The sequence below is a fragment of the Pseudomonas sp. S2_A02 genome, assembly GCF_054668495.1.
This window is the reverse complement of the sequence record NZ_CP162776.1, coordinates 3,746,933-3,772,155: the sequence shown is the minus strand read 5'-3', so window position 1 is coordinate 3,772,155 and position 25,223 is coordinate 3,746,933. Positions and strand designations below refer to the sequence as shown.

At 59.8% G+C, this 25,223-nt stretch carries 24 protein-coding genes; 11 read left to right on the top strand and 13 right to left on the bottom strand.

Annotated elements, in window-relative coordinates; genetic code table 11:
- Positions 1-82 precede the first annotated feature (82 nt).
- From AB4O41_RS17095 to AB4O41_RS17080, 4 genes are all read right to left on the bottom strand, one after another.
- Positions 83-1,459 (bottom strand): M16 family metallopeptidase, encoded by a 1,377-nt coding sequence (locus AB4O41_RS17095; RefSeq protein ID WP_460144040.1) that lies wholly within the window; start codon positions 1,457-1,459, stop codon positions 83-85.
- Positions 1,460-1,515: 56 nt separating this feature from the next.
- Entirely contained in the window at positions 1,516-3,174 is a 1,659-nt protein-coding gene (locus tag AB4O41_RS17090) for a Na/Pi cotransporter family protein (RefSeq protein WP_460144039.1), read from the bottom strand.
- A gap of 321 nt (positions 3,175-3,495) precedes the next feature.
- On the bottom strand, positions 3,496-4,263 hold the full coding sequence (locus tag AB4O41_RS17085) for a TerC family protein (protein WP_460144038.1): 768 nt from the start codon (positions 4,261-4,263) through the stop codon (positions 3,496-3,498).
- A gap of 86 nt (positions 4,264-4,349) precedes the next feature.
- Positions 4,350-5,657 carry a CitMHS family transporter gene (locus tag AB4O41_RS17080; RefSeq protein ID WP_460144037.1) on the bottom strand — a complete coding sequence of 436 codons (1,308 nt, stop codon included), beginning with the start codon at positions 5,655-5,657 and terminating at the stop codon, positions 4,350-4,352.
- Between the two features lie 320 nt (positions 5,658-5,977).
- Between AB4O41_RS17080 and AB4O41_RS17075 the strand changes: the two genes are divergently transcribed.
- The gene (locus tag AB4O41_RS17075) at positions 5,978-6,379 is read left to right on the top strand and encodes a GFA family protein (protein ID WP_460144036.1); all 402 of its coding nucleotides are present in this window, start codon (positions 5,978-5,980) and stop codon (positions 6,377-6,379) included.
- Here the strand turns inward: AB4O41_RS17075 and AB4O41_RS17070 are convergent, their stop codons facing one another.
- Positions 6,380-6,706, bottom strand: coding sequence for a DOPA 4,5-dioxygenase family protein (locus AB4O41_RS17070; protein WP_460144035.1), 327 nt, complete (start codon positions 6,704-6,706; stop codon positions 6,380-6,382). It lies immediately after the preceding gene.
- Positions 6,707-6,789: 83 nt separating this feature from the next.
- On the opposite strand from AB4O41_RS17070, the gene AB4O41_RS17065 reads away from it, so the two are divergent.
- On the top strand, positions 6,790-7,455 hold the full coding sequence (locus AB4O41_RS17065) for an NAD(P)-dependent oxidoreductase (protein ID WP_460144034.1): 666 nt from the start codon (positions 6,790-6,792) through the stop codon (positions 7,453-7,455).
- Positions 7,456-7,472: 17 nt separating this feature from the next.
- On the opposite strand, the gene AB4O41_RS17060 is transcribed toward AB4O41_RS17065, so the two are convergent.
- The gene (locus tag AB4O41_RS17060; protein WP_460144033.1) at positions 7,473-8,423 is read right to left on the bottom strand and encodes a choline sulfate utilization transcriptional regulator; all 951 of its coding nucleotides are present in this window, start codon (positions 8,421-8,423) and stop codon (positions 7,473-7,475) included.
- A gap of 114 nt (positions 8,424-8,537) precedes the next feature.
- On the opposite strand from AB4O41_RS17060, the gene betC reads away from it, so the two are divergent.
- From betC to AB4O41_RS17045, 3 genes are all read left to right on the top strand, one after another.
- The gene (gene betC, locus AB4O41_RS17055) at positions 8,538-10,052 is read left to right on the top strand and encodes a choline-sulfatase (RefSeq protein WP_460144032.1); all 1,515 of its coding nucleotides are present in this window, start codon (positions 8,538-8,540) and stop codon (positions 10,050-10,052) included.
- Between the two features lie 16 nt (positions 10,053-10,068).
- Positions 10,069-10,989 (top strand): choline ABC transporter substrate-binding protein, encoded by a 921-nt coding sequence (gene choX, locus AB4O41_RS17050; protein WP_460144031.1) that lies wholly within the window; start codon positions 10,069-10,071, stop codon positions 10,987-10,989.
- Between the two features lie 154 nt (positions 10,990-11,143).
- The gene (locus AB4O41_RS17045) at positions 11,144-12,712 is read left to right on the top strand and encodes a SulP family inorganic anion transporter (protein ID WP_460144030.1); all 1,569 of its coding nucleotides are present in this window, start codon (positions 11,144-11,146) and stop codon (positions 12,710-12,712) included.
- An 89-nt stretch (positions 12,713-12,801) separates the two neighbouring features.
- On the opposite strand, the gene aroE is transcribed toward AB4O41_RS17045, so the two are convergent.
- Positions 12,802-13,623, bottom strand: coding sequence for a shikimate dehydrogenase (gene aroE / locus AB4O41_RS17040; RefSeq protein WP_460144029.1), 822 nt, complete (start codon positions 13,621-13,623; stop codon positions 12,802-12,804).
- 81 nt (positions 13,624-13,704) lie between these two features.
- The gene (hemF, locus tag AB4O41_RS17035; RefSeq protein ID WP_460144028.1) at positions 13,705-14,619 is read right to left on the bottom strand and encodes an oxygen-dependent coproporphyrinogen oxidase; all 915 of its coding nucleotides are present in this window, start codon (positions 14,617-14,619) and stop codon (positions 13,705-13,707) included.
- 174 nt (positions 14,620-14,793) lie between these two features.
- Here hemF and AB4O41_RS17030 point away from each other — a divergent pair, with 174 nt between their 5' ends.
- Complete coding sequence (locus tag AB4O41_RS17030; RefSeq protein WP_460144027.1) at positions 14,794-15,771, top strand: NADPH:quinone reductase; 978 nt, start codon at positions 14,794-14,796, stop codon at positions 15,769-15,771.
- A gap of 111 nt (positions 15,772-15,882) precedes the next feature.
- Here the strand turns inward: AB4O41_RS17030 and AB4O41_RS17025 are convergent, their stop codons facing one another.
- From AB4O41_RS17025 to AB4O41_RS17015, 3 genes are all read right to left on the bottom strand, one after another.
- Complete coding sequence (locus AB4O41_RS17025; protein WP_030127850.1) at positions 15,883-16,440, bottom strand: L-threonylcarbamoyladenylate synthase type 1 TsaC; 558 nt, start codon at positions 16,438-16,440, stop codon at positions 15,883-15,885.
- A 54-nt stretch (positions 16,441-16,494) separates the two neighbouring features.
- Entirely contained in the window at positions 16,495-17,601 is a 1,107-nt protein-coding gene (gene dprA / locus AB4O41_RS17020; RefSeq protein WP_460144026.1) for a DNA-processing protein DprA, read from the bottom strand.
- Positions 17,602-17,681: 80 nt separating this feature from the next.
- On the bottom strand, positions 17,682-18,707 hold the full coding sequence (locus AB4O41_RS17015; RefSeq protein WP_429431016.1) for a LysM peptidoglycan-binding domain-containing protein: 1,026 nt from the start codon (positions 18,705-18,707) through the stop codon (positions 17,682-17,684).
- A 169-nt stretch (positions 18,708-18,876) separates the two neighbouring features.
- Between AB4O41_RS17015 and def the strand changes: the two genes are divergently transcribed.
- The 5 genes from def (at position 18,877) to AB4O41_RS16990 (ending at position 23,559) form a co-directional block, all read left to right on the top strand.
- Positions 18,877-19,383, top strand: a complete 507-nt coding sequence (def, locus tag AB4O41_RS17010) for a peptide deformylase (protein WP_008007919.1) — start codon at positions 18,877-18,879, stop codon at positions 19,381-19,383.
- A gap of 70 nt (positions 19,384-19,453) precedes the next feature.
- Positions 19,454-20,413, top strand: coding sequence for a methionyl-tRNA formyltransferase (gene fmt, locus AB4O41_RS17005; RefSeq protein WP_460144025.1), 960 nt, complete (start codon positions 19,454-19,456; stop codon positions 20,411-20,413).
- A complete protein-coding gene (gene rsmB / locus AB4O41_RS17000) occupies positions 20,410-21,720 on the top strand; it encodes a 16S rRNA (cytosine(967)-C(5))-methyltransferase RsmB (RefSeq protein WP_460144024.1) in 1,311 nt (436 codons plus the stop codon). Before fmt ends, rsmB begins: the two co-directional genes overlap by 4 nt.
- A 22-nt stretch (positions 21,721-21,742) precedes the next feature.
- On the top strand, positions 21,743-23,116 hold the full coding sequence (gene trkA, locus AB4O41_RS16995) for a Trk system potassium transporter TrkA (RefSeq protein ID WP_223489456.1): 1,374 nt from the start codon (positions 21,743-21,745) through the stop codon (positions 23,114-23,116).
- 131 nt (positions 23,117-23,247) lie between these two features.
- Positions 23,248-23,559 (top strand): tetratricopeptide repeat protein, encoded by a 312-nt coding sequence (locus AB4O41_RS16990; protein WP_030129933.1) that lies wholly within the window; start codon positions 23,248-23,250, stop codon positions 23,557-23,559.
- Between the two features lie 144 nt (positions 23,560-23,703).
- Here AB4O41_RS16990 and AB4O41_RS16985 read toward each other — a convergent pair whose 3' ends face one another.
- Positions 23,704-24,591, bottom strand: a complete 888-nt coding sequence (locus AB4O41_RS16985) for a lysophospholipid acyltransferase (protein WP_460144023.1) — start codon at positions 24,589-24,591, stop codon at positions 23,704-23,706.
- A gap of 41 nt (positions 24,592-24,632) precedes the next feature.
- Positions 24,633-25,190, bottom strand: coding sequence for a DNA-3-methyladenine glycosylase I (locus AB4O41_RS16980; protein WP_460144022.1), 558 nt, complete (start codon positions 25,188-25,190; stop codon positions 24,633-24,635).
- Positions 25,191-25,223 lie beyond the last annotated feature (33 nt).

Sequence of the window (25,223 nt, the reverse complement as noted above, 5' to 3'; positions counted from 1 at the left end):
TCGCGATAGCGGTGGGTCAGCTAACATTGATGCTGAATATTCCGCCGTCATCGCGAGCAGGCTCGCTCCCACAGGGGGTTCGCTATCGTCTGCGGTGAACACGCCAACCCAATATTCCGAGCACCATCAACCCAAATCCCCCGACAATCGCCCACATCACCTGGTCATAACTCACCAGCGGCTTCTCAATCCGCAGATACCCCGGTTGCAGCAGCAACTCGCGCATTGCCTTGTTCGCCTCGGCCAGTGTCACGTCTTGCAGCGCCTTGGCCGGGTTGACGAAATGGCCGTCCTCGTAGTCGCCAAGGGCGCTCCAGTAATAGTCCGCCAGCGCGCTGTTGCCTTGCACGGCCCAGGCTTGGCGAGCGATAGCGGCTTGCTTGAGACGGGCGAAGGTGGCGGCGTCGAGGCCGTTCTTGAGCAGATCGGCTTGAAGCTCATCCAGCACCTGTTCCGCTGCCAGTACGTCGTCGCGATCAAGGTCGGCGTTCAGGCTCATGAAGCCCACCCCGCCAAATACCTCGCGCTCGGCCGAGGGCCCGTAAGACAGCCCATGGGCCAGGCGCAATTGGCGATAGAGCGCCCAGTCCAGATAGTCCTTGAGCAGGTCGAAGGTTTCGTCGTGCTGGTCTTCCAGCACCGGTTCCGGCACCAGCCAATGCAATTTGGCGCCGCCGCCGACGAAACCGTTACTCAAATTGCGCTCGTGGGCCGCGCTGGCCTGAATGTCTGGCAGAGGCCGGTGTCCAGTCGGTTCAACCGCCTCGAGTGCGCCATAGGCCCTTTCCAGATAGGCCGGCAGCAGGCGGTCGAGGTCGCCGACCACGATCAGGGTCATGTTGTTAGGCGCGTACCAGTCCTTGCGCACCTTCTCCAATTGCTCGCGGGTCAGGTGATCGACTTGCGCGCGCTCGGGGCATTTGAGGCCCAGTTCCACCGCCAACTGATTACTCGCGGTGTGGCCCAGGTCCTGGCGATCCAGCCAGCGTTGCAGGTGCGAGTAATGGCCACCGTCTTCGCGCTCGACCACTTGCTTGGCGACGTTGATCGCATTGTCGTCGATACGGGTCTGGGTCAGCAGCGCCAATAACAGGTCGAGAACCTTGCGCTGGTTTTTCGCCGGGGCTTCGATGACAAAGGTTGTGTCGGCATTGCTGGTGTAGGCATTCCACTCACCGCCCAGGGCCTGCATGCGCTCTTCCAGACCGCCTTCGCCGGTGGCGTCGATGCCGCTGAACAGCAAGTGTTCGAGCAGATGTGGCAGCTCTTTGTCGGCACAGCTGAAATCATCCAGGCCTACACCAACCACCAACCGGATCGCCACATGCCCGCGCTCGGTGCCCGGTTTGAGGACCAATTGCAGGCCGTTGCGCAAGGTGTAGCCCTCGACCTGAAAGCGATCCAGGGCAAATGAAGGCAGTGAGCCGAGCAACAGACAAGCGAACAGCAGACAACGCATAACGAGTTTCCGTACGACCAGCGTAAGTTCAACAGACTTCAGGCAACTGTGGACGTTCAGGGTGAATGAGTAATGTCAGTCAAATCGTCGACCGCCAGAGCGCCGGTGTCCGAAGTGCCCAACACCGCATAGGCGCTGCTGCAGAACAGCGAATTCAAGCGTCTCATGTCAGCAATCAGTTCCAGATGCAGCGAACTGGTCTCGATACTTTGTACGATCTTACGGTTTAAACGGCTGACATGAGCGTGGGCCAGGCGGCGCTCCTGTGCGCGAAAGCGACGTTTCTCACGCAGTAACTGACGAGCACTTTCCGGGTCGGCACTAAGGAACACTGACAACCCCAGACGCAGGTTGGCAATCAGCTGACTGTGCAGCCCCGCCAACTCCTCCAGACCGACCTCGGAAAAAGACCGGCGTTGCGAAGTTTTCTGTTGCTGAACCTTGCGCAGCATGCGTTCGATCAGGTCACTGGCCAGTTTCAGGTTGATCGCCAGCTCGATGGTTTCCGCCCAGCGCCGACTGTCCTGTTCGCTGAGGTCTTCGCGGGGCATTTGCGCCAGATAGAGTTTGATGGCGCTGTAGAGCACTTCGACATCATCGGTCAGGCGACGCATTTCCTGAGTGACGGCGGTCTGTTTGCCGCGCAGCACGTCGAGCATGGCTTCGAGCATGCTGTCGACCAGATCGCCGATGCGCAGGGTTTCCCGAGCAGCGTTGGCCAGTGCCAGACTCGGGGTAACCAGTGCAGTCGGGTCAAGATGCCGCGGTTTGGCCGTGCCGTTGATGTCCGGGCGCTCTGGCAACAACCACGCGCAGAGCCTGGCCATCGCCCCGACGCTGGGCAACAGGATCAGGCAACGCGCGGTGTTGTAGAGCAGGTGGAAGCCGATGACCATTTCTTGAGGGCTGAAGTCGAGGCTGTCGATCCAGTGCACCAACGGGTCGAGCACCGGAATGATCAGCAGCAGGCCAATCAGTTTGTACAACAGGCTGCCGAGCGCCACCTGACGGCCGGCCGCGTTCTGCATGCTAGTGCTGAGGAAAGCAAGAATACCGCTGCCGATATTGGCACCGATCACCAGGCCGATGGCCACTGGCAAACTGATCACGCTGGCACCGGCGAGGGTCGCGGTCAGCAGGACGGCAGCCAGGCTGGAATAGGAAACCATCGCGAACAGAGCGCCGACCAGAGCATCGAGCAGAATGTCGCCGGTCAGCGAGGCGAAGATGACCTTCACCCCTTGCGCCTGAGTAATCGGCGCGGCGGCCTCGACAATCAGTTGCAGCGCCAGAATGATCAATCCCAGACCGATGCCGACCCGTCCCATCTGTCCGACCCGGGTCTGCTTGCGCGACAGAAAGAAAATCACCCCAAGGAAAATCAGCAACGGCGACAGCCACGACAAGTCGAGGGTCAGTACTCGCGCCATCAGTGCGGTACCAACATCGGCACCGAGCATGGTCGCCAGAGCCGGGGTCAGCGCCATCAGGCCCTGACCGACAAATGAGGTGACAAGCATGGCGGTGGCATTGCTGCTCTGGACCATGGCGGTCACCATTATCCCGGCGAGAAACGCCAGCCAGCGCTTGGACATGTTATGGGCGATCACATGGCGCAAGTTGGAGCCATACACCCGCAGGATGCCGGTTCGGACGATGTGCGTGCCCCAGATCAACAGGGCCACGGCCGATAATAAATTGAGCAGGGTGAGCATGCAGGCCCCCTGTGGTGGTAGCGCCCCAGTGGGGCAAGTTAACGGTGCCGCGCGTTTTTCTACGTTCTGTACTTAAGCTGTAGTTGGCTAACGGTCTGGACGCCAGCATCGCATAGCTAAAGAAGCGATTGAAACAAAACTGTCATGAAAACAGTTTGCTGCGGGCAGGAAGAAGGATGTCTGTTCATCAGGCAAAAAAATGTGGGAGCGAGCCTGCTCGCGATGAGGTCGTCACATTCAACATTGATGTTGACTGACTGGCCGCTATCGCGAGCAGGCTCGCTACCACAGGTTTTGCGCGTTAATCGATCGGAGCCAGGGTTACTGACCCGGAACATCCTTGCGCAGTTTCACCGGATCCTGCTGTTTCTTCTTTTTCATCATTGCGGTGCGCATCTTGATGTTGATCGCTTCCACCGCCAACGAGAACGCCATCGCGAAGTAGACGTAGCCTTTTGGCAAGTGCACATCGAGCGATTCGGCAATCAGCACGGTACCCACCAGCAACAGGAAAGACAGCGCCAGCATCTTGAGCGATGGATGCTTGTCGATGAACTCGCTGATGGTGCCAGAAGCCCACATCATCACCAGCACCGCAACGACAATCGCCGCGACCATGACCGGTACGTGGGACACCATGCCAACGGCAGTGATCACCGAATCCAGCGAGAACACGATATCGATGATCGCGATCTGGATGATGGTGTACAGGAAATTGCCGCCCTTGCCCGAAGGTTCGTCGCCGCCTTCGTCCTGGCCTTCCAGCGCGTGGTACATCTCTTGCGAGCTTTTCCACAACAGGAACAGACCACCGAAGAACAGGATCAGGTCACGCCCGGAAATACCCTGGCCGAACACTTCGAACAGGTCCGCGGTGAGGCGCATGACCCAGGTGATCGACAGCAGCAACAGAATTCGCGTGACCATGGCCAGCGCCAGGCCGAAGATCCGGGTGCGTGCCTGCATATGCTTGGGCATGCGGCTGACCAGGATCGAAATCATGATGATGTTGTCGATGCCCAGGACGATCTCCAGGGCAGTCAGGGTGAAGAAGGCAACCCAGATTTCAGGGTTGGTCAGCCATTCCATGTGTATTCCTTTGAGGATGTGTTAAACCACAAAGGGCCCGGGCTTCAAACAGCAAAGCCTGGACCCGTTCATGGTGAGTCTTGAGCTTATAGAGTGCTGAACAGCGGAAAAATCCCCATCAGCAATGCGGCGACCAGTATGCACAGGCAAACCAGTACTGCCCACTTCAGGGTGAACCGCTGGTGATCACCGAATTCGATACCGGCCAGAGCCACCAACAGGTAAGTCGATGGTACCAGCGGGCTCAGCAAATGGACGGGCTGACCGACGATCGAGGCACGTGCCATTTCCACCGCGGTTATACCGTAATGACTGGCGGCTTCGGCAAGTACCGGTAACACGCCGTAATAAAAAGCATCGTTCGACATGAAGAACGTGAACGGCATGCTCACCAGCGCGGTGATCACGGCCAGGTACGGGCCGAGGAAATCCGGGATGACCGCCAGCAGGCTTTTCGACATCGCATCGACCATGCCGGTGCCCGACAGGATACCGGTGAAGATGCCCGCGGCAAAGATCAACCCGACCACTGCCAACACGCTACCGGCGTGGGCCGCAACGCGATCCTTCTGCTGTTGCAGGCACGGGTAGTTGACGATCATCGCGATACTGAACGCCACCATGAACAGCACCGGCAGCGGTAACAGGCCGGCGATCAGCGTGCCCATGAGCGTCAGGGTCAGCACGCCGTTGAACCAGATCAGCTTTGGACGACGGGCGTCCGGGAACTGCGAAACACTGATTTCGCTGTGATCGACTTCATCACCGACCAGATGCAGTTCACCCAGACGCGCACGCTCGCGCTTACCGTAGAAGTAGGCGATCGCCAGAATCGCCACCACGCCGGCCAGCATCGCCGGAATCATCGGTACGAAAATCGCCGACGGGTCCACGTGCAGGGCACTGGCCGCACGGGCGGTCGGGCCACCCCAAGGGGTCATGTTCATCACGCCACCAGCGAGGATGATCAGACCGGCCATGATCCGCGGGCTCATGCCGATGCGGCTGTAGAGCGGCAGCATGGCGGCCACGCAGATCATATAAGTGGTGGCGCCATCACCGTCCATGGACACGATCAGCGCCAGAACGGCGGTACCGACCGAAACTTTCAACGGGTCGCCCTTGACCAGTTTGAGGATCTTGCGCACGGCCGGGTCGAACAAACCTGAGTCGATCATCAGGGCGAAGTAGAGAATGGCGAACATCAGCATCACGCCGGTCGGCGCGAGTTTAGTGATGCCTTCGAGCATCATTGGGCCGATCTTCGGCGAGAAACCGCCGAACAGGGCGAAGATGATCGGGATGATGATCAGAGCGATCAGCGCGGACAGGCGCTTGGTCATGATCAGGAACATGAACGTGATGACCATGGCGAAGCCAAGGAAAGTCAGCATAGGAATACTCCAGGCGTAGCGCGGCTAGTAAATGGGCGAACCGGATGGGGTCAGCGCAGAACGGGAAGCACGAGACGTACGGGCGGAGTTGCAGCGAAGAGGCGGATAGGAGAGGACATCAGGATCACCATTGTTGTTGTTAAATGGACCGGACGAGCGATAAAACACGCGCATTGGCCAGCCGGTCTATTTGCCGGCAGTGGGGCGATCCTAATGGGGGAAGCTTTCAGCCAGCTTTCGCGAGTGAAAGCATTGACCGAATGTACAACCGGTCGTCGGCCGGGTTGAGAGTCCGTAAACACGGGTCAGGAGCAAAAGACATGGGCGAACTTCACACCGGCGGCTGCCACTGCGGACAAATGCGCTATCAATTCAACGGCCCATTGCATGACATCGCTCACTGCCATTGCTCGATTTGCCGGCGGGTCAGCGGCGGGATCGTGACCACCTGGATCACCGTGCCCGCGTCGGCATTTGAATGGATGGCGGGTACGCCATCCCGGTACGAGTCTTCGTCCACTTGCGTGCGATATTTCTGCCGCAACTGCGGGGCGCAACTGGCGCTGGAGACGAAGCTCAGCCCCGAGAGCATCGATGTGACCATCGCCACCCTTGACCATCCCGAGCAGGCAACGGCCGAGCGGCATATCTGGACCGACAGTCGTTTGCCGTGGCTGCATCTCGACGAGCATTTGCCCGGCGAGCCCCAGGAACAACTCTGATCAGAAAACAGACAGGTTCAGCGGCCGGATCGCGCCCATCCAGATCGCGTGCTCAGTGTGGTCGAGCAGATCGTCGCCCGTGTCCGGGTGCAGGAATATCACTAATCCCTTGCGGTTGAGCGCCAGCCACGGCAACACCGCGCCGAGGTGTTGCGGCTCGAAAGCCAATTGGCAGCTCCAGTCCGGATGCGGGCCGACCGGGCGTTCGTGCATACGCCCCATCTTCAGCGGAAACAATTGCGTTGCCTGCTCACACAAGGCCCGTGCCTGTAGCTGGGTGCTGGCATCGAAATAGACATGGGCGTGGTAACCCTTGATCGTTTGCATCTGACTCCCTTTGAACCTTGTCGAACCCTATCCGCTTCCCGCAGGTCACACACCATATACGCAGGAAAGAAGGGAGTACGGCCATGAAAAATGCCGAAACCCCGGTGGTGAAGGTAGTGCTTTATGGTGCCATGAGTAGCTTGGGCAGTGCGCTGATGGCTGAAATGCTGCGGCGCCAGCATGAAGTGATCGCGATTCTCGATGACCTGAACGCGCTCGCGCCGCGCCCGGGTTTACGCACCAAGGCGGGTGACCTGTTCGATGCCAAGCGGGTCAAGCAAAGCGTGGCCGGCTGTTCGGCGGTGATTTGCTTGCTCGATGCGCCAGGGTTGCCAATGAACAGTGAACACATCGAAAAATCCATCGTGCCCGGCCCGGTCGAGGAGGTGCTGGCGGTGGATGCACTGATCGACGGCATGCAGGCGGCGGGCATTGCCCGGCTGTTTGTGGTGGGCGATTTCGAAGTGCTGGACGACCCGGAAATCGAAGACCCGTTGCAACGCCACGCCGCCGAAGAAATCCGCGAGGCTCTGCAAAGCAGCTCTTTGCATTGGACCTTGGTGAATGCACCACGCCGCGTGCCCGGGCTGACCATCGAGCATTTCAGTCACGTCAGCAGTAGCCTGGAACCAGGCTTGGCCGCTGCGCTGGAACGGCTGAACAGGGTAGCCGTAGGAATTGCCGATGAGCTGCACCTGAACCTGCATGTGGGTGAGCATGTGAGTTTTGTCGGGACTTCGGAATCGTAAAGATCGTCCGAATCCGTTCACACCGCAATCAAAGGTACCGGAAGACCATTGAGCGATTGCGCACTGCTGGCCTGTTCCGCCATCAACCAATCCACAAACAGTTGAATCAATGCCCCACGCCGTTTGCGCTGGGGCAGGACCACGTAATAGCCCAGCCGGGAAATCACCGTGTCGGCAATCGGGCGACACAACAGACCTTGCGCCAATAAGTTATCCACAAGGTGCCGCCATCCGATCGCAACGCCTTGGCCGCCAATCGCCGCCTGAATCAGCAAGGTGTAATTGTCGAAGCGCAGTTGCCCCGGCGCTGGGGCCGAGGTGATTCCCAGTTCGCGAAACACGCCGCTCCAGTCGAACCAGTTGCTGCTGTTTTCTCCTCGCAGGTGCAGCAGCGGAAACTCCAGCAATGCCTGAGCCGGCAAGGGCAGGGGACGGTCCTTCAACAGTAGCGGGCTGCACACCGGAAATACCTCTTCGCTGAACAGCCAATGGCTCTCGCCTTGCTTGAACCGGCCATCGCCGAACAGCACCGCCACATCGATATCGGTGCGCAACATGTTATGGCTGCGCTCGCTGGTGACCAGGCTGACGTCCACGTGAGGGTTGGCGGTATGGAAGCGGTGCAGACGCGGCATCAGCCAGTACGCAGCGAAGGCAAAGTCGGTGGCCACCTGCAACACTTCGTGTTGTTGTTGTGCGCTGATTGCGCTCAACCCTGCATCGATATTCTGCAAACCGAGCTGAACTTGCTCAAACAGAATGGTCCCGGCCTCAGTCAGCTCAATACCGCGGTAGATACGATCGAACAATCGTGTCGCGAGTTGTTCCTCCAGCCGTTTGATCTGCTGACTGATGGCCGGTTGCGTGGTGCCGAGCTCCACCGCGGCGGCGGTGAAACTGCGTTGCCGGGCCGCGGCTTCAAAGGCACGCAGCAAGTCCAGAGACAAATCACCGAGGGCGTCATACATAAGCTGTGCTTATCCTAGTCATTGCCTGGCATGGGCTTTACCACAAAGGTAATGGGTTTCATGCTCGATCCCAGCACTCTCGCATAAATATCCACTATGGAATGCCGCGATCACATGAAGCGCAAGAATATTCTTTTCATCATGGCCGATCAGATGGCCGCGCCAATGTTGCCGTTCTACGGCCCTTCGCCGATCAAACTGCCGAATCTCAGCCGCCTCGCCGCCGAAGGTGTAGTGTTCGACGCCGCGTACTGCAACAGCCCACTCTGCGCGCCGTCGCGTTTCACCCTCGTCAGCGGTCAGTTGCCGAGCAAAATCAGCGCCTACGACAACGCGGCCGATTTCCCCGCCGATGTTCCAACCTATGCCCATTACCTGCGGCGCCTCGGTTATCGCACCGCGCTGTCGGGCAAGATGCATTTCTGCGGCCCGGACCAGTTGCACGGCTATGAAGAACGCCTGACCAGCGACATCTACCCGGCCGATTACGGCTGGTCGGTGAACTGGGATGAGCCGGACGTACGCCCAACCTGGTACCACAACATGTCGTCGGTGCTGCAAGCCGGGCCGTGCGTGCGCACCAATCAGCTGGATTTCGACGAAGAGGTGGTGTTCAAGGCCCAGCAATACCTGTTCGACCACATCCGCGAGGAGGGCGATCAACCGTTCTGCCTGACCGTGTCGATGACTCACCCACACGATCCGTACACGATTCCCAAAGCTTTCTGGGATATGTACGACGACGTCGACATCCCTTTGCCCGAAACACCTGCACAGGATCAACTTGATCCTCATTCCCAGCGTTTGCTCAAGGTCTATGACCTTTGGAACAAGCCGCTGCCTGTGGATAAGATTCGCGATGCGCGCCGTGCCTATTTCGGTGCATGCAGCTATATCGACAGCAACGTCGGCAAACTCCTGCAAACACTCGAGGAAACCGGGCTTATCGATGACACCATCATCGTATTCTCCGGTGACCATGGCGACATGCTCGGCGAGCGCGGCCTCTGGTACAAAATGCACTGGTACGAAATGGCTGCCCGTGTACCGCTGCTGATCAGTGCCCCAGGGCAATTCGGGGCTGGACGGGTCAGCGCGGCGGTGTCCACTGCCGATCTGTTGCCGACCTTTGTCGAATTGGCCGGCGGCTCGCTTGAACCGGGTCTGCCGCTGGACGGCCGCTCGCTGGTTTCGCACCTGCGAGGGCAGGGCGGTCACGATGAGGTGTTCGGCGAGTACATGGCTGAAGGCACCATCAGCCCGTTGATGATGATTCGCCGTGGCGCCTACAAATTCATCTACAGCGAAGACGACCCTTGCCTACTCTTCGATGTACATAACGACCCGAAGGAACAAGAAGAACTCAGCCAGTCGCCGCAACATCGACAGCTTTTCGAGGCATTTCTCGCCGAAGCGCGGGCCAAATGGGATATCCCGGCGATCCACCAGCAGGTGCTCGCCAGTCAGCGACGCCGGCGTTTCGTCGCCGACGCCCTGACCATCGGCAAGCTGAAGAGCTGGGATCACCAGCCTCTGGTGGATGCCAGTCAGCAGTACATGCGCAACCACATCGACCTCGACGATCTGGAGCGTAAAGCACGTTATCCACAACCCTGCCAAAACCAATAATGCTAAGGGGAAGTCCATGCAAAGGTTATCCACAGTACTGACGGTCGGGCTTCTGGCTCTGGGCAGCGCCTCGGCTTATGCCGAGCAAAGCTGCGAGACGGTGAAAATGGCCGACCCTGGCTGGAGCGACATCGCTGCAACCAACGCCATCACCGGGTTTCTGCTGGACGGCATGGGCTATAAGGCCAAGGTCGACACGCTGGCGGTGCCGATCACCTTTGGCGGTCTGAAGGATGGCCAGGTGGACGTGTTCCTGGGTAACTGGATGCCGGCGCAGCAGGGCTTCTACGATAAGTTCGTGGCCAATGGCGACGTTACTCAACTGGCAAAGAACCTCGACGGCACCGAGTTCACGCTGGCGGTCCCGGATTACGTTTGGGACGCGGGTGTGCATAACTTTAACGATCTGAACAAGTACGCCGACAAATTTGACAAGAAGATCTATGGCATCGGCTCCGGCGCCCCGGCGAATATTTCGCTGCAAGAGATCATCAAGAAGAACGACTTCGACCTGGGTCAGTGGAAGCTGATCGAATCCAGTGAGCAGGCGATGCTGGCCGAAGTGTCTCGTGCGGTGAAGAAACAGAAGTTCGTGACCTTCCTCGGCTGGACGCCACATCCGATGAACGTGCAGCTGAAAATGCATTACCTGAAGGGCGGCGAGAAATACTTCGGCGACACCGGCAGCGTTTATACCCTGACCCGTAAAGGTTATGCACAGGCCTGCCCGAATGTCGGCAAGCTGCTCACCAACCTGAGTTTTACCCAGGAAATGGAGAACAGCATCATGGCCGAGGTGGTGAACAAAAAGGTCAGCAATGCCGCGGCGGCCAAGGCCTGGATCAAGGCCAACCCGGCGGTGCTGGATAAGTGGCTGGACGGTGTGAAGACTATGGATGGCAAGGATGCGTTGCCCGCCGTGAAAGCCAAGCTCTAAGTTCATGTGGGAGCGGGCTTGCTCGCGAAGGGGCCATCAGATCCGGCATTTATGTCGACTGACACACCGCATTCGCGAGCAAGCCCGCTCCCACAGTGGGAACGATCAGCGTGGGTCCTGATACTCTTTCGTAAAACCCTGCCCGAGAGGACCCATGGCCTTCCCCAGCCGCCATTCACTCTTTCCCTTCCTGACCTGGTTGCCCCGGCAAACCCGCGCCAGCGTCGGCCGTGATCTGATTGTCGGCCTGAGCGGTGCGATTCTCGCGTTGCCCCAATCGATTGCCTACGCCCTGATCGCCGGTCTCCCACCGGAATACGGGTTGTACGCCGCGATTATCCCGGTGCTGATCGCCTGCCTCTGGGGTTCGTCGTGGCATTTGATCTGCGGCCCTACAGCGGCCATTTCCATCGTCCTATACGCCAGCGTCAGTCCTCTGGCCGTCCCCGCGTCGCAAGACTACGTCACGCTGATCCTGCTTCTGACACTCCTTGCCGGCATTTTCCAGTGGCTGCTAGGTTTGCTGCGTTTCGGCGCCCTGGTGAATTTCGTCTCTCACTCGGTGGTGCTGGGCTTCACCCTTGGCGCAGCGGTGGTGATTGCCATTGGGCAACTGCCGAACTTGCTGGGGCTGGATGTGCCCAACCAGGCCACGGCGCTGAACAGCCTGGTGCTGCTGTTCAATCATCTCAGTGAGGTGGACAAACCTTCACTGGTACTCGGTCTGGCCACGGTGGTGGTGGGCTTCGTGCTGAAACTGCTGGTGCCGCGCTGGCCAACGCTGTTGATCGCTTTGGCCTTGAGCGGGTTGCTGGTATGGCTATGGCCAGCGATGTTCGGTCATGTGCAGTTAGTCAGCGCCTTTGTCGGGCGGCTGCCGCCCTTCAGCCCGCTGCCGCTGGACCTGGACCTGGTGTTGCGCCTGCTGCCTAGCGCGGTGGCGGTCGGGATGCTCGGGCTGGTGACGAGCCTGTCGATTGCCCGCTCCTTGTCGGCGCGCTCGCAGCAGTTGCTCGACGCCAATCAAGAAGTCCGCGCCCAGGGTTTTTCGAACATGGTCGGTGCGTTTTTTTCCGGGTCGCTGTCAGCCGGTTCCTTCACCCGCTCGGCCCTGAGCTATGACGCCGGTGCCTGCTCACCGTTGGCGGGGGTTTTTTCAGCGATGTGGGTGGCGTTGTTCGCTATCTTCGGTGCGGTATTGATCGCGCACATTCCGATCCCGGCCATGGCCGGCAGCATTTTGTTGATCGCCTGGGGATTGGTCGACCATCGCGGCATTCGCGCCTTGTTGCGGGTCAGCCGTGCCGAGTTTCTGGTCATGGTGCTGACCTGTGTCGCGACGCTGTTGCTGGAGTTGCAAACGGCGATCTACGCCGGCGTGCTGGCCTCGCTGTTCTTCTACCTCAAACGCACATCGCAACCACGGGTGCAGCATTGGCGTGAGGGCGACGAAGACATTCTGCGAGTCGGCGGTTCAATCTTTTTCGGCGCCAGCCATTACCTGCAAGTGCGCCTGCAACGGATGCACGGCGCACGGGTGGTGATCGAGGCGCAACAGATCAACTTCATCGACTATTCGGGCGTGGAAATGCTGCACCAGGAAGCGCGACGGCTGCTACGCCAGGATCGCAGCCTGACCCTGCGGCGAGCACGGCCGCAGGTGGTGGAGGAATTGAGAAAGCTCGAAGGCGCGGAGAAATGCCCGATCCGCTTCGAAGATTGAAACACAACCCCCTGTAGGAGCGAGGCTTGCCCGCGAAGCTTTGGCGTACTTGAGGACGCCTTCGCGGGCAAGCCTCGCTCCTACAGGGGTTATGTGGCCAATTGCCGGCGGAGTTCGGCCAACACCGGCGCTGTGTCCGGGCGCACACCGCGCCACAGATAGAAAGCTTCCGCCGCCTGCTCGGCCAGCATTCCCAAGCCATCCATCGCCACCGCCGCGCCGTGCTCGCTGGCCCAGCGGCAGAACGAGGTCGGGTCTTTACCGTACATCATGTCGTAGCAAACCGTTTTGCCCGGCTCGATCAAACTGCTGGCAATCGGCGGTACATCGCCTGACAGGCTGGCGGACGTAGCGTTGATGATCAGGTCCACCGGCTCCTGCAACCAATCGAAGCCACTGGCCGACACCGGCCCCAGATCCGCGAACAATTCCGCCAGCAATTCGGCTTTTTCCACCGTGCGGTTGGCGATAATCACCGACGCCGGTTGCTCCGCCAGCAGCGGTTCCAGCGCCCCGCGCACCGCACCGCCGGCCCCGAGCAGCAGGATGCGCTTACCCGCAAGGCTGAAACCCGCATTAACCGTCAGGTCCCGTACCAGCCCGGCGCCATCGGTGTTGTCACCCAGCAAACTGCCATCGGCCAGTTTGCTCAGGGTATTCACCGCACCGGCCCGTTGCGCCCGCTTGGTCAAGCTGTTCGCCAAACGATAGGCGTCTTCCTTGAACGGCACCGTCACATTCGCCCCGCGCCCTTCGCGGAAAAATGCCTGGGCACAGCCGGAAAAATCATCGAGAGGCGCCAGCAAAGTGCTGTAGTCCAGTTTTTGCCCCGTCTGCTCGGCGAACAAACGGTGGATCAGCGGCGACTTGCTGTGGCCAATCGGGTTACCGAATACGACGTAACGATCCATCTACATTCCTCAACCATAGGAGCTGCCGAAGGCTGCGATCTTGACTGCAGCCCCGACAATGCAAAAACTCAAACCCTGGAATCAGGCCTTGGCCAACCAATCGCGGTCTTGCAGGAAGTACTCGGTCAGACGCGCTTCTTCACTGCCCGGCTCGGCCTTCCAGTCGTAGGCCCAGCGCACTTGCGGTGGCAGAGACATCAGGATCGATTCGGTACGCCCGCCTGATTGCAGGCCGAACAACGTGCCGCGGTCATAGACCAGGTTGAACTCGACGTAACGACCACGGCGAAACTCCTGGAATTCACGCTGTTTGGCCGTGAACGCATCATTCTTGCGGCGCTGCACGATCGGCAGGTAAGCGTCGATAAATGCATCGCCGATGGCACGCATGAAGGCGAAGCTGGTGTCGAAGTCCCACTCATTCAAGTCATCGAAAAACAGGCCGCCGATGCCACGCGGCTCGTGGCGATGCTTGATGTGGAAGTAACTGTCGCACCAGGCTTTGTAGCGCGGGTAGACGTCCGGGCCGAACGGCGCGCAGGCCTGTTCGGCGACGCGGTGCCAGTGCACGCAGTCTTCTTCATTACCGTAATAAGGGGTCAGGTCGAAGCCGCCACCGAACCACCAGACCGGCTCTTCACCTTCTTTTTCGGCGATGAAAAAGCGCACATTGGCGTGGGATGTCGGTACATGCGGGTTGTGCGGGTGAATCACCAACGACACGCCCAAGGCTTCGAAGCCTCGGCCGGCCAGTTCTGGTCGATGAGCGCTGGCGGAGGGTGGGAGACCGCTGCCAAAGACGTGGGAAAAGTTGACGCCGCCCTTTTCGATGACCGCGCCGTTTTCAATCACCCGGGTGCGACCGCCACCACCGGCAAGCCGGGTCCAGGCGTCTTCGACGAAATGCGCGCCGCCGTCTTCAGCTTCCAGGGCAGCGCAAATGCGGTCTTGCAGGTCGAGCAGGTAGGCTTTTACGGCCTCGGTGCGGGTAGTCATGGCATCACCTTGAATCGGGCAAAGCTACGCGGCGCTCATACAGGCCGGCGGCAAATTGCTGCGTAGGATAACACTGCACCTTGTGCCGTCGCAGTTGACGAAGGTCAAGCTTTAAGAGTCCGATAGGGCGCTTGGCGCTACAACTCTAGAAGCTAATACTTAAGGAAAGTGCAGATGGCAAAGCGTATCCAGTTCCGCGCCCACGGCGGTCCCGAAGTGCTCGAGCATGTCGATTACCAGCCCGCCGAACCCGGCCCGCTGCAGGTGCGCGTGACCAACAAGGCCATCGGCCTCAACTTCATCGACACTTATTACCGCAGTGGCCTTTATGCGCCACCCGCCTTGCCGTCGGGCCTGGGCGCTGAAGGCGCGGGCGTGGTCGAGGCGGTGGGCAGCGAAGTCACCCGCTTCAAGATCGGTGATCGCGTGGCGTACAGTAGTGGCCCATTGGGCGCTTATAGCGACGTTCATGTATTGCCGGAAGCCAATCTGGTGCATCTGCCAGATGCCATCAGCTTCGAACAGGCCGCCGGCATAATGCTCAAAGGCCTGACCGTGCAGTACTTGCTGCGTCAGACGTATGAACTCAAGGGTGGCGAAACCATTCTGTTCCACGCAGCAGCCGGAGGCGTCGGTTCCCTGGCTTGCCAATGGGCCAAGGCCTTGGGCGTGAAACTGATTGGCACAGTCAGTTCAGCAGAGAAAGCCGCTCTTGCGAAAGCCAATGGTGCCTGGGCGACCATCGATTACAGCCATGAAAACGTCGCACAACGCGTGCTGGAATTGACTGACGGTAAAAAAGTGCCGGTGGTGTACGACGGCGTAGGCAAAGATACCTGGCTGACGTCACTCGACAGCGTCGCGCCTCGGGGGCTGGTGGTGAGTTTCGGTAATGCTTCCGGCGCAGTGGATGGAGTGAATCTGGGGATTCTCGCGGGGAAGGGTTCGCTGTACGTGACCCGACCGACCCTGGCGACCTACGCCAACAATGCTGAAAACCTGCAAAGCATGGCCGATGAGCTGTTCGAGATGATCATCAGCGGCAAGTTGAAGGTGGACATCAGTCAGCGCTATCCATTGGCTGAAGCGGCGAAAGCACAGACCGAATTGTCGGCGCGGCGCACGACGGGCTCGACCATTTTGTTGCCTTGAGGACGCCATCGCGGGCAAGCCCGCTCCCACAGGATTTCGGTCGTTCACATTATTCGTATACGACTCGGATCTGTGGGAGCGAGGCTTGCCCGCGAAGAACGATGACGCGGTCTAATCCGGGCGCACAACGTGGCCGGTGGCCAGATCGCGAATCACGCTCGGATTCTTCCGTCCACCCAGATTGCCACCCAGCACCCAATCGACCTGCCCACGGAAATACTGCTCCACGCGAAGCCGCGTTCGCGCCGCCGGCCGTCCCTGCGGGTTGGCCGAGGTCGAAACCAACGGCCCGACCAACGCACACAAATCCCGCACCAGTGGGTGATCGCTAACCCGCAACGCCACGGTTTCGTGCACACCGGTAATCCATTGGGGCAACATATTCTGATGCGGCACCAGCCAGGTGTTGGGGCCCGGCCAAGTGCTGGCCATGCGGTCCATCCACAACTCAGGGAAGTCTTCAAAGAGGAAGTCGAACTGACGGATATTGTCGGCCACCAGAATCAGGCCTTTATCCACAGACCGCCCCTTGATCAGCAACAGACGATCCACTGCCTCTTCATCCCACGGGTCGCAACCCAGGCCCCAGACAGCTTCGGTTGGATAGGCAATGACCGCCCCAGCGCGAATTTCTCGTGCGGCTTGTTGCACACGCCAACTGTTGACCATGAAAGACTCTCCGGAATAAGGCTCTGCGCAGTTTACCGATCTTCCCTATAAAACCTAGCGTCCCCGCGCAAGCCAGCGGCCGCTTTCACAGACCGCACGGCCATCCATTTCCAGCTCCGTCAGCGCTGCCAATACTTTCGACAACGCCCAGCCGCTGGTGATCGCCAAGGCTTCGCTGGTATGGGGCGCCGCGTGGAGCAATATGAGCAGCGGATGAGTCTCTGTCGTCTGCGGCGTTTCTGTGGATAACGGCAGCCGTTGCCAGCCGCGCAAGGCTTCGAGGATGTGCTCGATGGTTTCCACCAGCACCGCACCGTCGCGGATCAACTGATGGCAACCCTTTGCGCCAGGGTGGTGGATCGATCCCGGTATCGCATACACCTCACGCCCCTGTTCCGCCGCCAGTCTCGCGGTGATCAACGAACCACTGGCAATACTCGCCTCGACCACGAGCACGCCGAGGGACAAACCGCTGATGATTCGATTGCGCCGGGGGAAGTTGCCAGGGGAAGGGCCGGCGTCCAGCGGGAACTCTGAAAGTACCGCGCTTCCCGACGCGATCATGGCGTCCGCCAGTCGCTGATTTCGCTGTGGATAAAAATTTTCCAGCCCCGTGCCAAGTACGCCGACCGTTTGCCCGCCAACGTCCAGAGCCGCCTGATGCGCCGCAGCATCGATGCCCAAGGCCAGACCGCTGGTGATAACAAAACCGGCGCCGGCCAGACTGCGGGAAAAAGCGGTGGCAGTGTCCATGCCCGGCCGCGAAGCACGACGGCTTCCGACCATCGCCAGCTGTGGTTTTTCCAGTATGCCCGGATCGCCCGCGACGAATAGCAGAGGCGGCGCATCACTGATTTGCGCCAGCAACGCGGGGTAGTCAGGTTGGTCCCACATCAGTAAATGCTGGCCCGGGCGCTCTAACCAGGCCAATGCGTGACTGGCGCCGTCACGGACTTCAATAGAGCGCCGGCCCTCCGCGCAAGCAAGTGGAAGGCCCAACGCACGCCAGGCGCTGGCCGGTGCGCTGATGGCTTTGGAGGCAGAGCCGAAGGCCTCAAGCAGTTTCTTGAAACGCACAGGACCGAGTTCCGGCAAACGGTGCAGGCGTAAACGGGCTTCCAGTTCCGCAGGGGAAACGGACGTACAGGCAGACAGCGACATGGATCATCCTTGATCGTTATAGAGTCCCGTCGAATCGGGAATAAGCTGTGGATAACTCTGTTGGTAACTTGTGGAGCGTGTTAAGGATTTCGCACCTTGTCCATCACCGCCAGGGAGCGCGATGCGTTAAGGACAAGCCCGTAACTGAGCTTGTCGTAAGTGCGGAAGACCATCAGCAAACCGGCCCGCTCGTCGGGAATTTTCAATGGCTGGCCGGTGATCCGGTCACGCACGGTTTCACCGGTTTTCATCACCACCAGCACATTGCCTTCGGCCAGGCCATCGCGCTGCCCCTTGTTCAGCGTGACGACATCCAGCGCGCCGATCTGGGTCACCCCACGCGGCACATCGATAATCAAGCCGTCGATTTCGGTAGTTGGCGCACTGGGCATGAAGGTCGAATTGATCGAGCGCTCTTCGCCGCCGAACAACCGGTCGCCGAGTCGCACTTCCTGAGTGGTGCGTTGCAGGGCCAGGGTGGCGACGTCGCCTTCAGTGGCAATGATCTCGCCGCCACCGATGTCGTCGGCGTTGATCCCCAGAAACTCCTTGCTCTGCGGATCGGTGTAGACCTTGCCCTGACGGAAGATGCCGTACACCGGTTGTGCCGGGTCGAAATGGCCACGCGCGAATATTCGATCACCCGTGCCGCTGAGCACCCGTTCGGCATCGCCGGCGACGATGTAGGGCGCCTTGTCGAAATCCTCTGCCTTGTCGACGATGCGGTTGCTCAGCAGAAAGCTGTTGATTGATTTCAGCGGAATGCTCGGAATGGCATCGGCCACCGGCGAGCTGCGGATTCGTGGCGAAAGCTTGATGGTGCCCCGTGAAGCGCCGCGATTGAGGGTCAGGCGTGGTTGACCGTTGACGTAGACCAGCGACAGCGTATCGCCCGGATAGATGAGATTAGGGTTTTCGATCTGTGGATTGGCCTGCCAAAGCTGCGGCCATTCCCACGGTTCACGCAGATATTTGGCGGAAATGTCCCAGAGTGTGTCCCCTGCCACCACAGTGTATTGCTGTGGAAAACCTTCCCTGAGTTGCACTTGCCCGTGCGCAAAACCGGCCGAGGCCAGAAGGAGCAAGGCGAGTAGTGATTTCCTCATGCGGTGAATCCCTTTATTATGTACGTTCGCGTGAAACGCCAGAGCCCTCGTGGCTCGCTCCCGGCTCATTATTGAAAAGCCGGAAGCTACGTTCACAACGGTAGCCTGCATCCTCGGACTCGCCAGGCCATCGACCCGACTTTACCTCACACGTGCAGCAATTGAGCTTATGGCCATTTTAGACATCCTCGAATTCCCCGACTCGCGCCTGCGCACTATCGCCAAACCAGTGGCTGTAGTGGACGACGAAGTGCGTCAGTTGGTCGATGACATGTTTGAAACAATGTATGAAGCGCCAGGCATCGGCCTCGCCGCGACCCAGGTCAACGTGCATAAACGTATCGTCGTGATGGACCTCTCCGAAGACCGCAGCGAACCACGGGTGTTCATCAACCCCGAGTTCGAAGTCCTGACCGACGAGGTGGACCAGTACCAGGAAGGCTGCCTCTCGGTGCCGGGTTTCTACGAAAATGTCGACCGCCCGCAAAAGGTCAAGATCAAGGCCCTGGACCGCGACGGCCAACCGTACGAACTGATCGCCGAAGGCCTGCTTGCGGTGTGCATCCAGCATGAATGCGACCACCTCAACGGCAAATTGTTCGTTGATTACCTGTCTACGCTCAAACGCGACCGGATCAAGAAGAAACTGGAAAAGCTCCATCGCCAGAACGCTTGATGCCCTTCTTTCAAAGGCTTGCCGCGGCAAGCCTTTTTCTTTTCAAGACGCTTTGTAATTGAGAGCTTTCATGACTGAGCCACTGCGCATTGTCTTTGCCGGTACCCCGGAATTCGCCGCCGAACACCTCAAGGCCCTGCTCGACAGTCCTTATGAGATCGTTGCGGTCTACACCCAACCGGACCGTCCGGCGGGCCGTGGGCAGAAGCTGATGCCGAGCCCGGTCAAGCAGTTGGCTCTGGAGCACAACATCCAGGTGTTGCAACCGCCGACCCTGCGCAACGAAGACGCTCAGGCTGAACTCGCCGCACTGAAACCGGATTTACTGGTGGTGGTCGCTTACGGGCTGATCCTGCCGCAAGTGGTGCTGGATATTCCGCGTCTGGGTTGCATCAACAGTCACGCTTCCTTGCTGCCACGCTGGCGCGGTGCGGCACCGATCCAGCGCGCCGTTGAGGCGGGCGACAGCGAAAGTGGCGTAACCGTGATGCGCATGGAACTGGGTCTGGATACCGGGCCGATGCTGCTCAAGGTCACCACGCCGATCAGCGCCGAAGACACCGGCGGCAGCCTCCATGATCGCCTCGCAGAGATGGGCCCACCGGCCGTGGTGCAGGCGATTGCAGGTTTGGCTGCAGGCACTCTGGAAGGCGAAGTGCAGGACGACAGCCTCGCCACCTATGCACACAAATTGAACAAGGACGAAGCGCGCATCGACTGGAGTCGCCCGGCAGTTGAGCTGGAGCGTCTGGTTCGCGCCTTTAACCCATGGCCGATCACCCACAGCACGCTAAACGGCGAAGCACTGAAAGTGCTGGCCGCAAGCCTCGCCGAAGGGCAGGGCGCACCGGGTGAAATCCTCAGTGCCAGCAAGGACGGCTTGGTCGTCGCCTGCGGTGAACAGGCGCTGTGCCTGACCCGTCTGCAATTGCCCGGCGGCAAGGCGCTGAACTTCAGCGACTTGTTCAACAGCCGTCGTGAGAAATTCGCCGTCGGCACCGTTCTCGGTCAATCGGCGGACGCTCAATGAATCCACGTCTGGCTGCCGCCAAGGCACTGGCTGCTGTTCTTAACGGAAAAGCCTCACTCAACAGCTCTCTGCCGACGCAAATGGACAAGGTCGAAGACCGTGATCGCGGCTTCACCCAGGACCTGGCGTTCGGCACGGCTCGCTGGCAGCCACGTTTGTCGGCGTTGGCGGCCAAGTTGCTGCAAAAGCCGTTCAAAGCAGCTGATGCCGATGTCGAGGCGCTGTTGCTGGTCGGCCTCTACCAACTGCTCTACACCCGGGTTCCGGCCCACGCGGCCATCGGCGAAACCGTCGGTTGCGCCGACAAACTGAAAAAGCCCTGGGCCAAAGCCCTGCTCAATGCCGTGCTGCGCCGCGCCCAACGGGAAAGCGAAGCACTGCTGGCCGAGCTGGAACACGACCCGGTGGTGCGCACCGCTCACCCGCGCTGGCTGCAAAAATCCCTCAAAGCCTTCTGGCCTGAGCAGTGGGAAGCCATTTGCGCGGCGAACAACGCTCATCCGCCGATGATTTTGCGGGTCAACCGTCGCCATCACACTCGCGACGCTTATCTCGGGTTGCTGACTGAAGCGGGCATCGCTGCCACGCCGTGTGTTTACAGTCAGGACGGCATCATCCTCGACGCAGCGGCCGACGTGCGCAGCCTCCCGGGTTTCGCCGAAGGCTGGATCAGCGTGCAGGACGAAGCCGCGCAACTGGCCGCCAATCTGCTGGACCTCGCGCCAGGCCAACGGGTGCTGGACGCCTGCTGCGCACCGGGCGGCAAAACCTGCCACATCCTTGAGGCCGAGCCCAAACTGGCCGGCGTAGTGGCCGTGGATCTGGAAGCCAAGCGTCTGGTGCGAGTACGGGAAAACCTTGCACGCCTGGGCTTGAGCGCCGAACTGATCGCCGCCGACGGCCGCGACACCGCGACCTGGTGGGACGGTAAACCGTTCCAGCGCATTTTGCTGGACGCCCCGTGCTCGGCCACCGGGGTGATCCGTCGTCACCCGGACATCAAACTGACCCGCCAACCCGATGACATCGCCGCGCTGGCGGTGCTTCAGGGCGAGCTGCTTGATGCCATGTGGATAACGTTGGAAGTGGGCGGCATTCTGCTTTACGCCACCTGCTCCACGCTGCCGACCGAAAACACCGAAGTCATCGAAGCGTTCCTCGCTCGCACCCCGGGTGCCCGTGAACTCGATATCGCCAGTCAGGCCGGCATCAAGCAGCCCCACGGTCGCCAATTACTGGCCCAGGAAGGCGGCCACGACGGGTTCTACTACGCCAAGCTGATCAAGATCGCCGCCGCGCGCGGTTAACCGGTTTTAAGGGAGTGACTGGATGAAAATCATCATCCTCGGCGCAGGGCAGGTCGGCGGTTCGCTGGCAGAACACCTGGCTAGCGAAGCCAACGACATCACCGTGGTCGACACCGATGGCGAACGCCTGCGCGACCTCGGCGATCGGCTGGACATCCGCACCGTACAGGGTCGCGGTTCGCTGCCGACCGTACTGCGTCAGGCCGGTGCCGACGACGCCGACATGTTGGTTGCAGTGACCAACAGTGACGAAACCAACATGGTGGCCTGTCAGGTCGCTCACACCTTGTTCCACACGCCAACCAAAATCGCCCGGGTCCGCGAAGCAGCGTACCTGACCCGCCCCGAACTGTTCGATAACGAAGCGATTCCGGTCGACGTGCTGATCAGTCCGGAGCAAGTCGTTACCAACTACATCAAGCGCCTGATCCAGCATCCCGGCGCGTTGCAGGTGATCGACTTCGCCGAAGGCAAGGCGCAACTGGTGGCAGTGAAGGCCTATTACGGCGGGCCGCTGGTGGGCCAGCAACTGCGTCAGTTGCGCGAACACATGCCGAACGTCGAAACCCGCGTTGCGGCGATTTTCCGGCGTGACCGACCGATCCTGCCCCAGGGCGATACGGTGATCGAGGCCGATGACGAAGTGTTTTTCATCGCCGCCAAAGCGAATATTCGCGCGGTGATGAGCGAAATGCGCCGCCTCGATGAGAGCTACAAACGCATCGTTATCGCTGGCGGCGGGCAGATTGGCGAGCGTTTGGCCGAGGCCATCGAAAGCCGCTATCAGGTGAAGATCATCGAGATGAACCCGGCCCGCTGCCGTCACCTCTCGGACACCCTCGACAGTACCGTGGTGTTGCAGGGCAGTGCCTCCGACCGCGATTTGCTGATGGAAGAGAACATCGCCGACGCCGACATCTTCCTGGCGCTGACCAACGACGACGAAGCCAACATCATGTCGTCGCTGCTCGCCAAGCGCCTGGGCGCGAAGAAGGTGATGACGATCATCAACAATCCGGCCTACGTCGACCTGATCCAGGGCGGCGACATCGACATCGCCATCAGCCCTCAATTGGCGACCATCGGCACCTTGCTGGCCCACGTGCGGCGCGGCGATATCGTCAGCGTGCACTCATTGCGTCGAGGTGCGGCGGAAGCCATCGAGGCCATCGCCCACGGTGATGCGAAGTCGAGCAAGGTGATCGGCAAAGCCATCGAAAACATCGGCCTGCCGCCGGGGACCACCATCGGCGCGATCATCCGTGACGAAGAAGTGATCATCGCCCATGACAACACCGTGATCGAAACCGGCGACCATGTGATTCTGTTCCTTGTGGATAAAAAGCATATTCGGGATGTGGAAAAGCTGTTCCATGTGGGGTTGAGCTTTTTCTGATGATCGTTCCCACGCTCTGCGTGGGAATGCCTCAACGGACGTTCCGCGTTCGGCTTTGAATGGGACGCAGAGCGTCCCGGGCTGCATTCCCACGCGGAGCGTGGGAACGATCACTGACTGAGGAAGCACCGATGATCGAATCCCTGGAAAAAATGCTCGCCAAGGGTGTGGATAACTCGCTGCTGCGCTTCGGCCTGGGCAAGGGTTATCTGGATCTTGGTGAAAATGCCAAAGCCGCAGAGCATTTCCAGCGTTGTGTCGAGTTCGATCCGAAGTATTCGGCAGCCTGGAAGCTATTGGGCAAGGCCCATTTGGCATTGGCGGATTACGCGGCGGCGCGTCAGGCCTGGGAACAGGGCCTGGAAGCCGCCCGCAACCATGGCGACAAGCAGGCCGAGAAGGAAATGACGGTGTTTCTGAAAAAGCTTGAGCGTCAGATCTGACACAAAACCCTGTGGGAGCGGGCTTGCTCGCGAAAGCGGAGTGCCAGCCAAGATGATGTCGACTGACACACCGTCTTCGCGAGCAAGTCGGATCGCCGCACCGCCGCTCCCACAAGGGACCACAGCGTTAGATCATCCAGTGTCTCAATACCAGCGTTCTTCACCCGGCGGGCGCTTCTTGAAGCGCTTCATGCTCCACATGTACTGGCTCGGATAAGCCCGCACATAGCGCTCGACCACCTGGCTCATCGCCGCGCAGGAAGTTTCGGTATCTGTGCTGTACATGGCTTCGGGGGCAGCTTCGAGGATCACTTTGTAACCCGAACCGTCCGGCAACCGCAGGGCATGCAGGAACACGCCGACCGCTTTGCCGCCGGCCAGCATGTTCGGGACGAATTTACTGGTCAGGGCCTGAGTGGCGAAGAACGGCACGAAGATCCCGGCGGATTCGGCCGGTTCCGGGTCAGCCGGAATGCCCACTGCACCACCTTTGCGCACTTCCTTGATCACGCTGAGGATGCCTTCCTTGGTGGAAGCGGCCACCCGGTTACCCAATTGCACCCGCTGCTTGCGCAGCAATTCATCCACCGCCTTGAGCTTGGGTGGACGGTAGAAAATGATCGGTTTGCACTGGTTGCAATAGAAGTGATTCAACACTTCCCAGTTGCCCAGGTGGCTGGTGATGCCGACCACGCCTTTGCCGGATGCCAACGCCTCTTTCAAAACGTCGAGACCTTCGACTTCGCGCACCAGGTCAATGGAGCGCTGAGCCGGCCAGATCCACGCGCAAGCGCTCTCGGTCAGGGATTTGCCAATGTCTTTCAGGCTCTGGCCCACCAGACGCTCGCGTTCGGCCGGGTCCATCTGCGGAAAGCACTTGGCGAGGTTGATCCGTACCACGTCGCGGGAACGATTGGGGGTTTTCCACATGATCCAGCCAATCGCCGAGCCCACCGCCTGCACTGCCCGCCACGGCAGCAGGGCAAACAACCGCAGAGCGCCTACCAGCAAGGCGCCTTTAAACTTATCCACAGGGTCACTCCTGATCTTGTGCTGTGCGCGAGGCGGCTATTCTAACCGCCGCTCGCCAAGGTGGCGTAACGATCGCAATCCCGAGTGTGGTCCATGACCATGCCCGAAGCCTGCATCAACGCGTAACAAATGGTCGGGCCGACGAACGTGAATCCGGCTTTTCTCAGACCTTTGCTCATCTCCACGGCGACCGGTGTCACGGCCGGTACTTCGCTGCGATCCTTGAAATGATTGATCACAGGCGTTCCGCCGACGAACGACCAGAGAAACCCCACCGGGTCCTCCAACGCCAGCCAGGCCTGGGCATTGCGCCGGGCGGCATTGAGTTTGAGACGATTGCGGATGATCCCCGGATCGAGCATCAATACATCGATTTCCGCATCGCTCATCTGCGCCACGCGCTGTACGTCGAAGCCAAACAGCACCTCGCGATAGCGCTCTCGTTTGCGCAACACGGTGATCCAGGAAAGCCCGGCCTGGAACCCTTCGAGCAAAAGCAACTCGAACAAACCCTGCGCATCGCCTAGCGGCGTGCCCCACTCCTGATCGTGATAAGCCATGTACAGCGGATCTTCGGTACACCAAAAGCAGCGTGGCATAAGGCTCCAGGGGGCGTGCGCAGGACCGAATCG

Excerpts from the sequence above, each read along its gene's own strand:
- hemF (WP_460144028.1), bottom strand. The coding sequence starts at position 14,619 with ATGACTACCCGCACCGAGGCCGTAAAAGCCTACCTGCTCGACCTGCAA.
- def (WP_008007919.1), top strand. The coding sequence starts at position 18,877 with ATGGCCATTTTAGACATCCTCGAATTCCCCGACTCGCGCCTGCGCACT.
- trkA (WP_223489456.1), top strand. The coding sequence starts at position 21,743 with ATGAAAATCATCATCCTCGGCGCAGGGCAGGTCGGCGGTTCGCTGGCA.
- AB4O41_RS17080 (WP_460144037.1), bottom strand. The coding sequence starts at position 5,657 with ATGCTGACTTTCCTTGGCTTCGCCATGGTCATCACGTTCATGTTCCTG.
- rsmB (WP_460144024.1), top strand. The coding sequence starts at position 20,410 with ATGAATCCACGTCTGGCTGCCGCCAAGGCACTGGCTGCTGTTCTTAAC.
- AB4O41_RS17015 (WP_429431016.1), bottom strand. The coding sequence starts at position 18,707 with ATGAGGAAATCACTACTCGCCTTGCTCCTTCTGGCCTCGGCCGGTTTT.
- AB4O41_RS17025 (WP_030127850.1), bottom strand. The coding sequence starts at position 16,440 with ATGGTCAACAGTTGGCGTGTGCAACAAGCCGCACGAGAAATTCGCGCT.
- AB4O41_RS17065 (WP_460144034.1), top strand. The coding sequence starts at position 6,790 with ATGAAAAATGCCGAAACCCCGGTGGTGAAGGTAGTGCTTTATGGTGCC.
- AB4O41_RS17090 (WP_460144039.1), bottom strand. The coding sequence starts at position 3,174 with ATGCTCACCCTGCTCAATTTATTATCGGCCGTGGCCCTGTTGATCTGG.
- AB4O41_RS17075 (WP_460144036.1), top strand. The coding sequence starts at position 5,978 with ATGGGCGAACTTCACACCGGCGGCTGCCACTGCGGACAAATGCGCTAT.
- choX (WP_460144031.1), top strand. The coding sequence starts at position 10,069 with ATGCAAAGGTTATCCACAGTACTGACGGTCGGGCTTCTGGCTCTGGGC.
- fmt (WP_460144025.1), top strand. The coding sequence starts at position 19,454 with ATGACTGAGCCACTGCGCATTGTCTTTGCCGGTACCCCGGAATTCGCC.
- AB4O41_RS16980 (WP_460144022.1), bottom strand. The coding sequence starts at position 25,190 with ATGCCACGCTGCTTTTGGTGTACCGAAGATCCGCTGTACATGGCTTAT.
- AB4O41_RS17030 (WP_460144027.1), top strand. The coding sequence starts at position 14,794 with ATGGCAAAGCGTATCCAGTTCCGCGCCCACGGCGGTCCCGAAGTGCTC.
- AB4O41_RS17060 (WP_460144033.1), bottom strand. The coding sequence starts at position 8,423 with ATGTATGACGCCCTCGGTGATTTGTCTCTGGACTTGCTGCGTGCCTTT.
- AB4O41_RS16990 (WP_030129933.1), top strand. The coding sequence starts at position 23,248 with ATGATCGAATCCCTGGAAAAAATGCTCGCCAAGGGTGTGGATAACTCG.
- aroE (WP_460144029.1), bottom strand. The coding sequence starts at position 13,623 with ATGGATCGTTACGTCGTATTCGGTAACCCGATTGGCCACAGCAAGTCG.
- AB4O41_RS17085 (WP_460144038.1), bottom strand. The coding sequence starts at position 4,263 with ATGGAATGGCTGACCAACCCTGAAATCTGGGTTGCCTTCTTCACCCTG.
- betC (WP_460144032.1), top strand. The coding sequence starts at position 8,538 with ATGAAGCGCAAGAATATTCTTTTCATCATGGCCGATCAGATGGCCGCG.
- AB4O41_RS17095 (WP_460144040.1), bottom strand. The coding sequence starts at position 1,459 with ATGCGTTGTCTGCTGTTCGCTTGTCTGTTGCTCGGCTCACTGCCTTCA.
- dprA (WP_460144026.1), bottom strand. The coding sequence starts at position 17,601 with ATGTCGCTGTCTGCCTGTACGTCCGTTTCCCCTGCGGAACTGGAAGCC.
- AB4O41_RS17045 (WP_460144030.1), top strand. The coding sequence starts at position 11,144 with ATGGCCTTCCCCAGCCGCCATTCACTCTTTCCCTTCCTGACCTGGTTG.
- AB4O41_RS17070 (WP_460144035.1), bottom strand. The coding sequence starts at position 6,706 with ATGCAAACGATCAAGGGTTACCACGCCCATGTCTATTTCGATGCCAGC.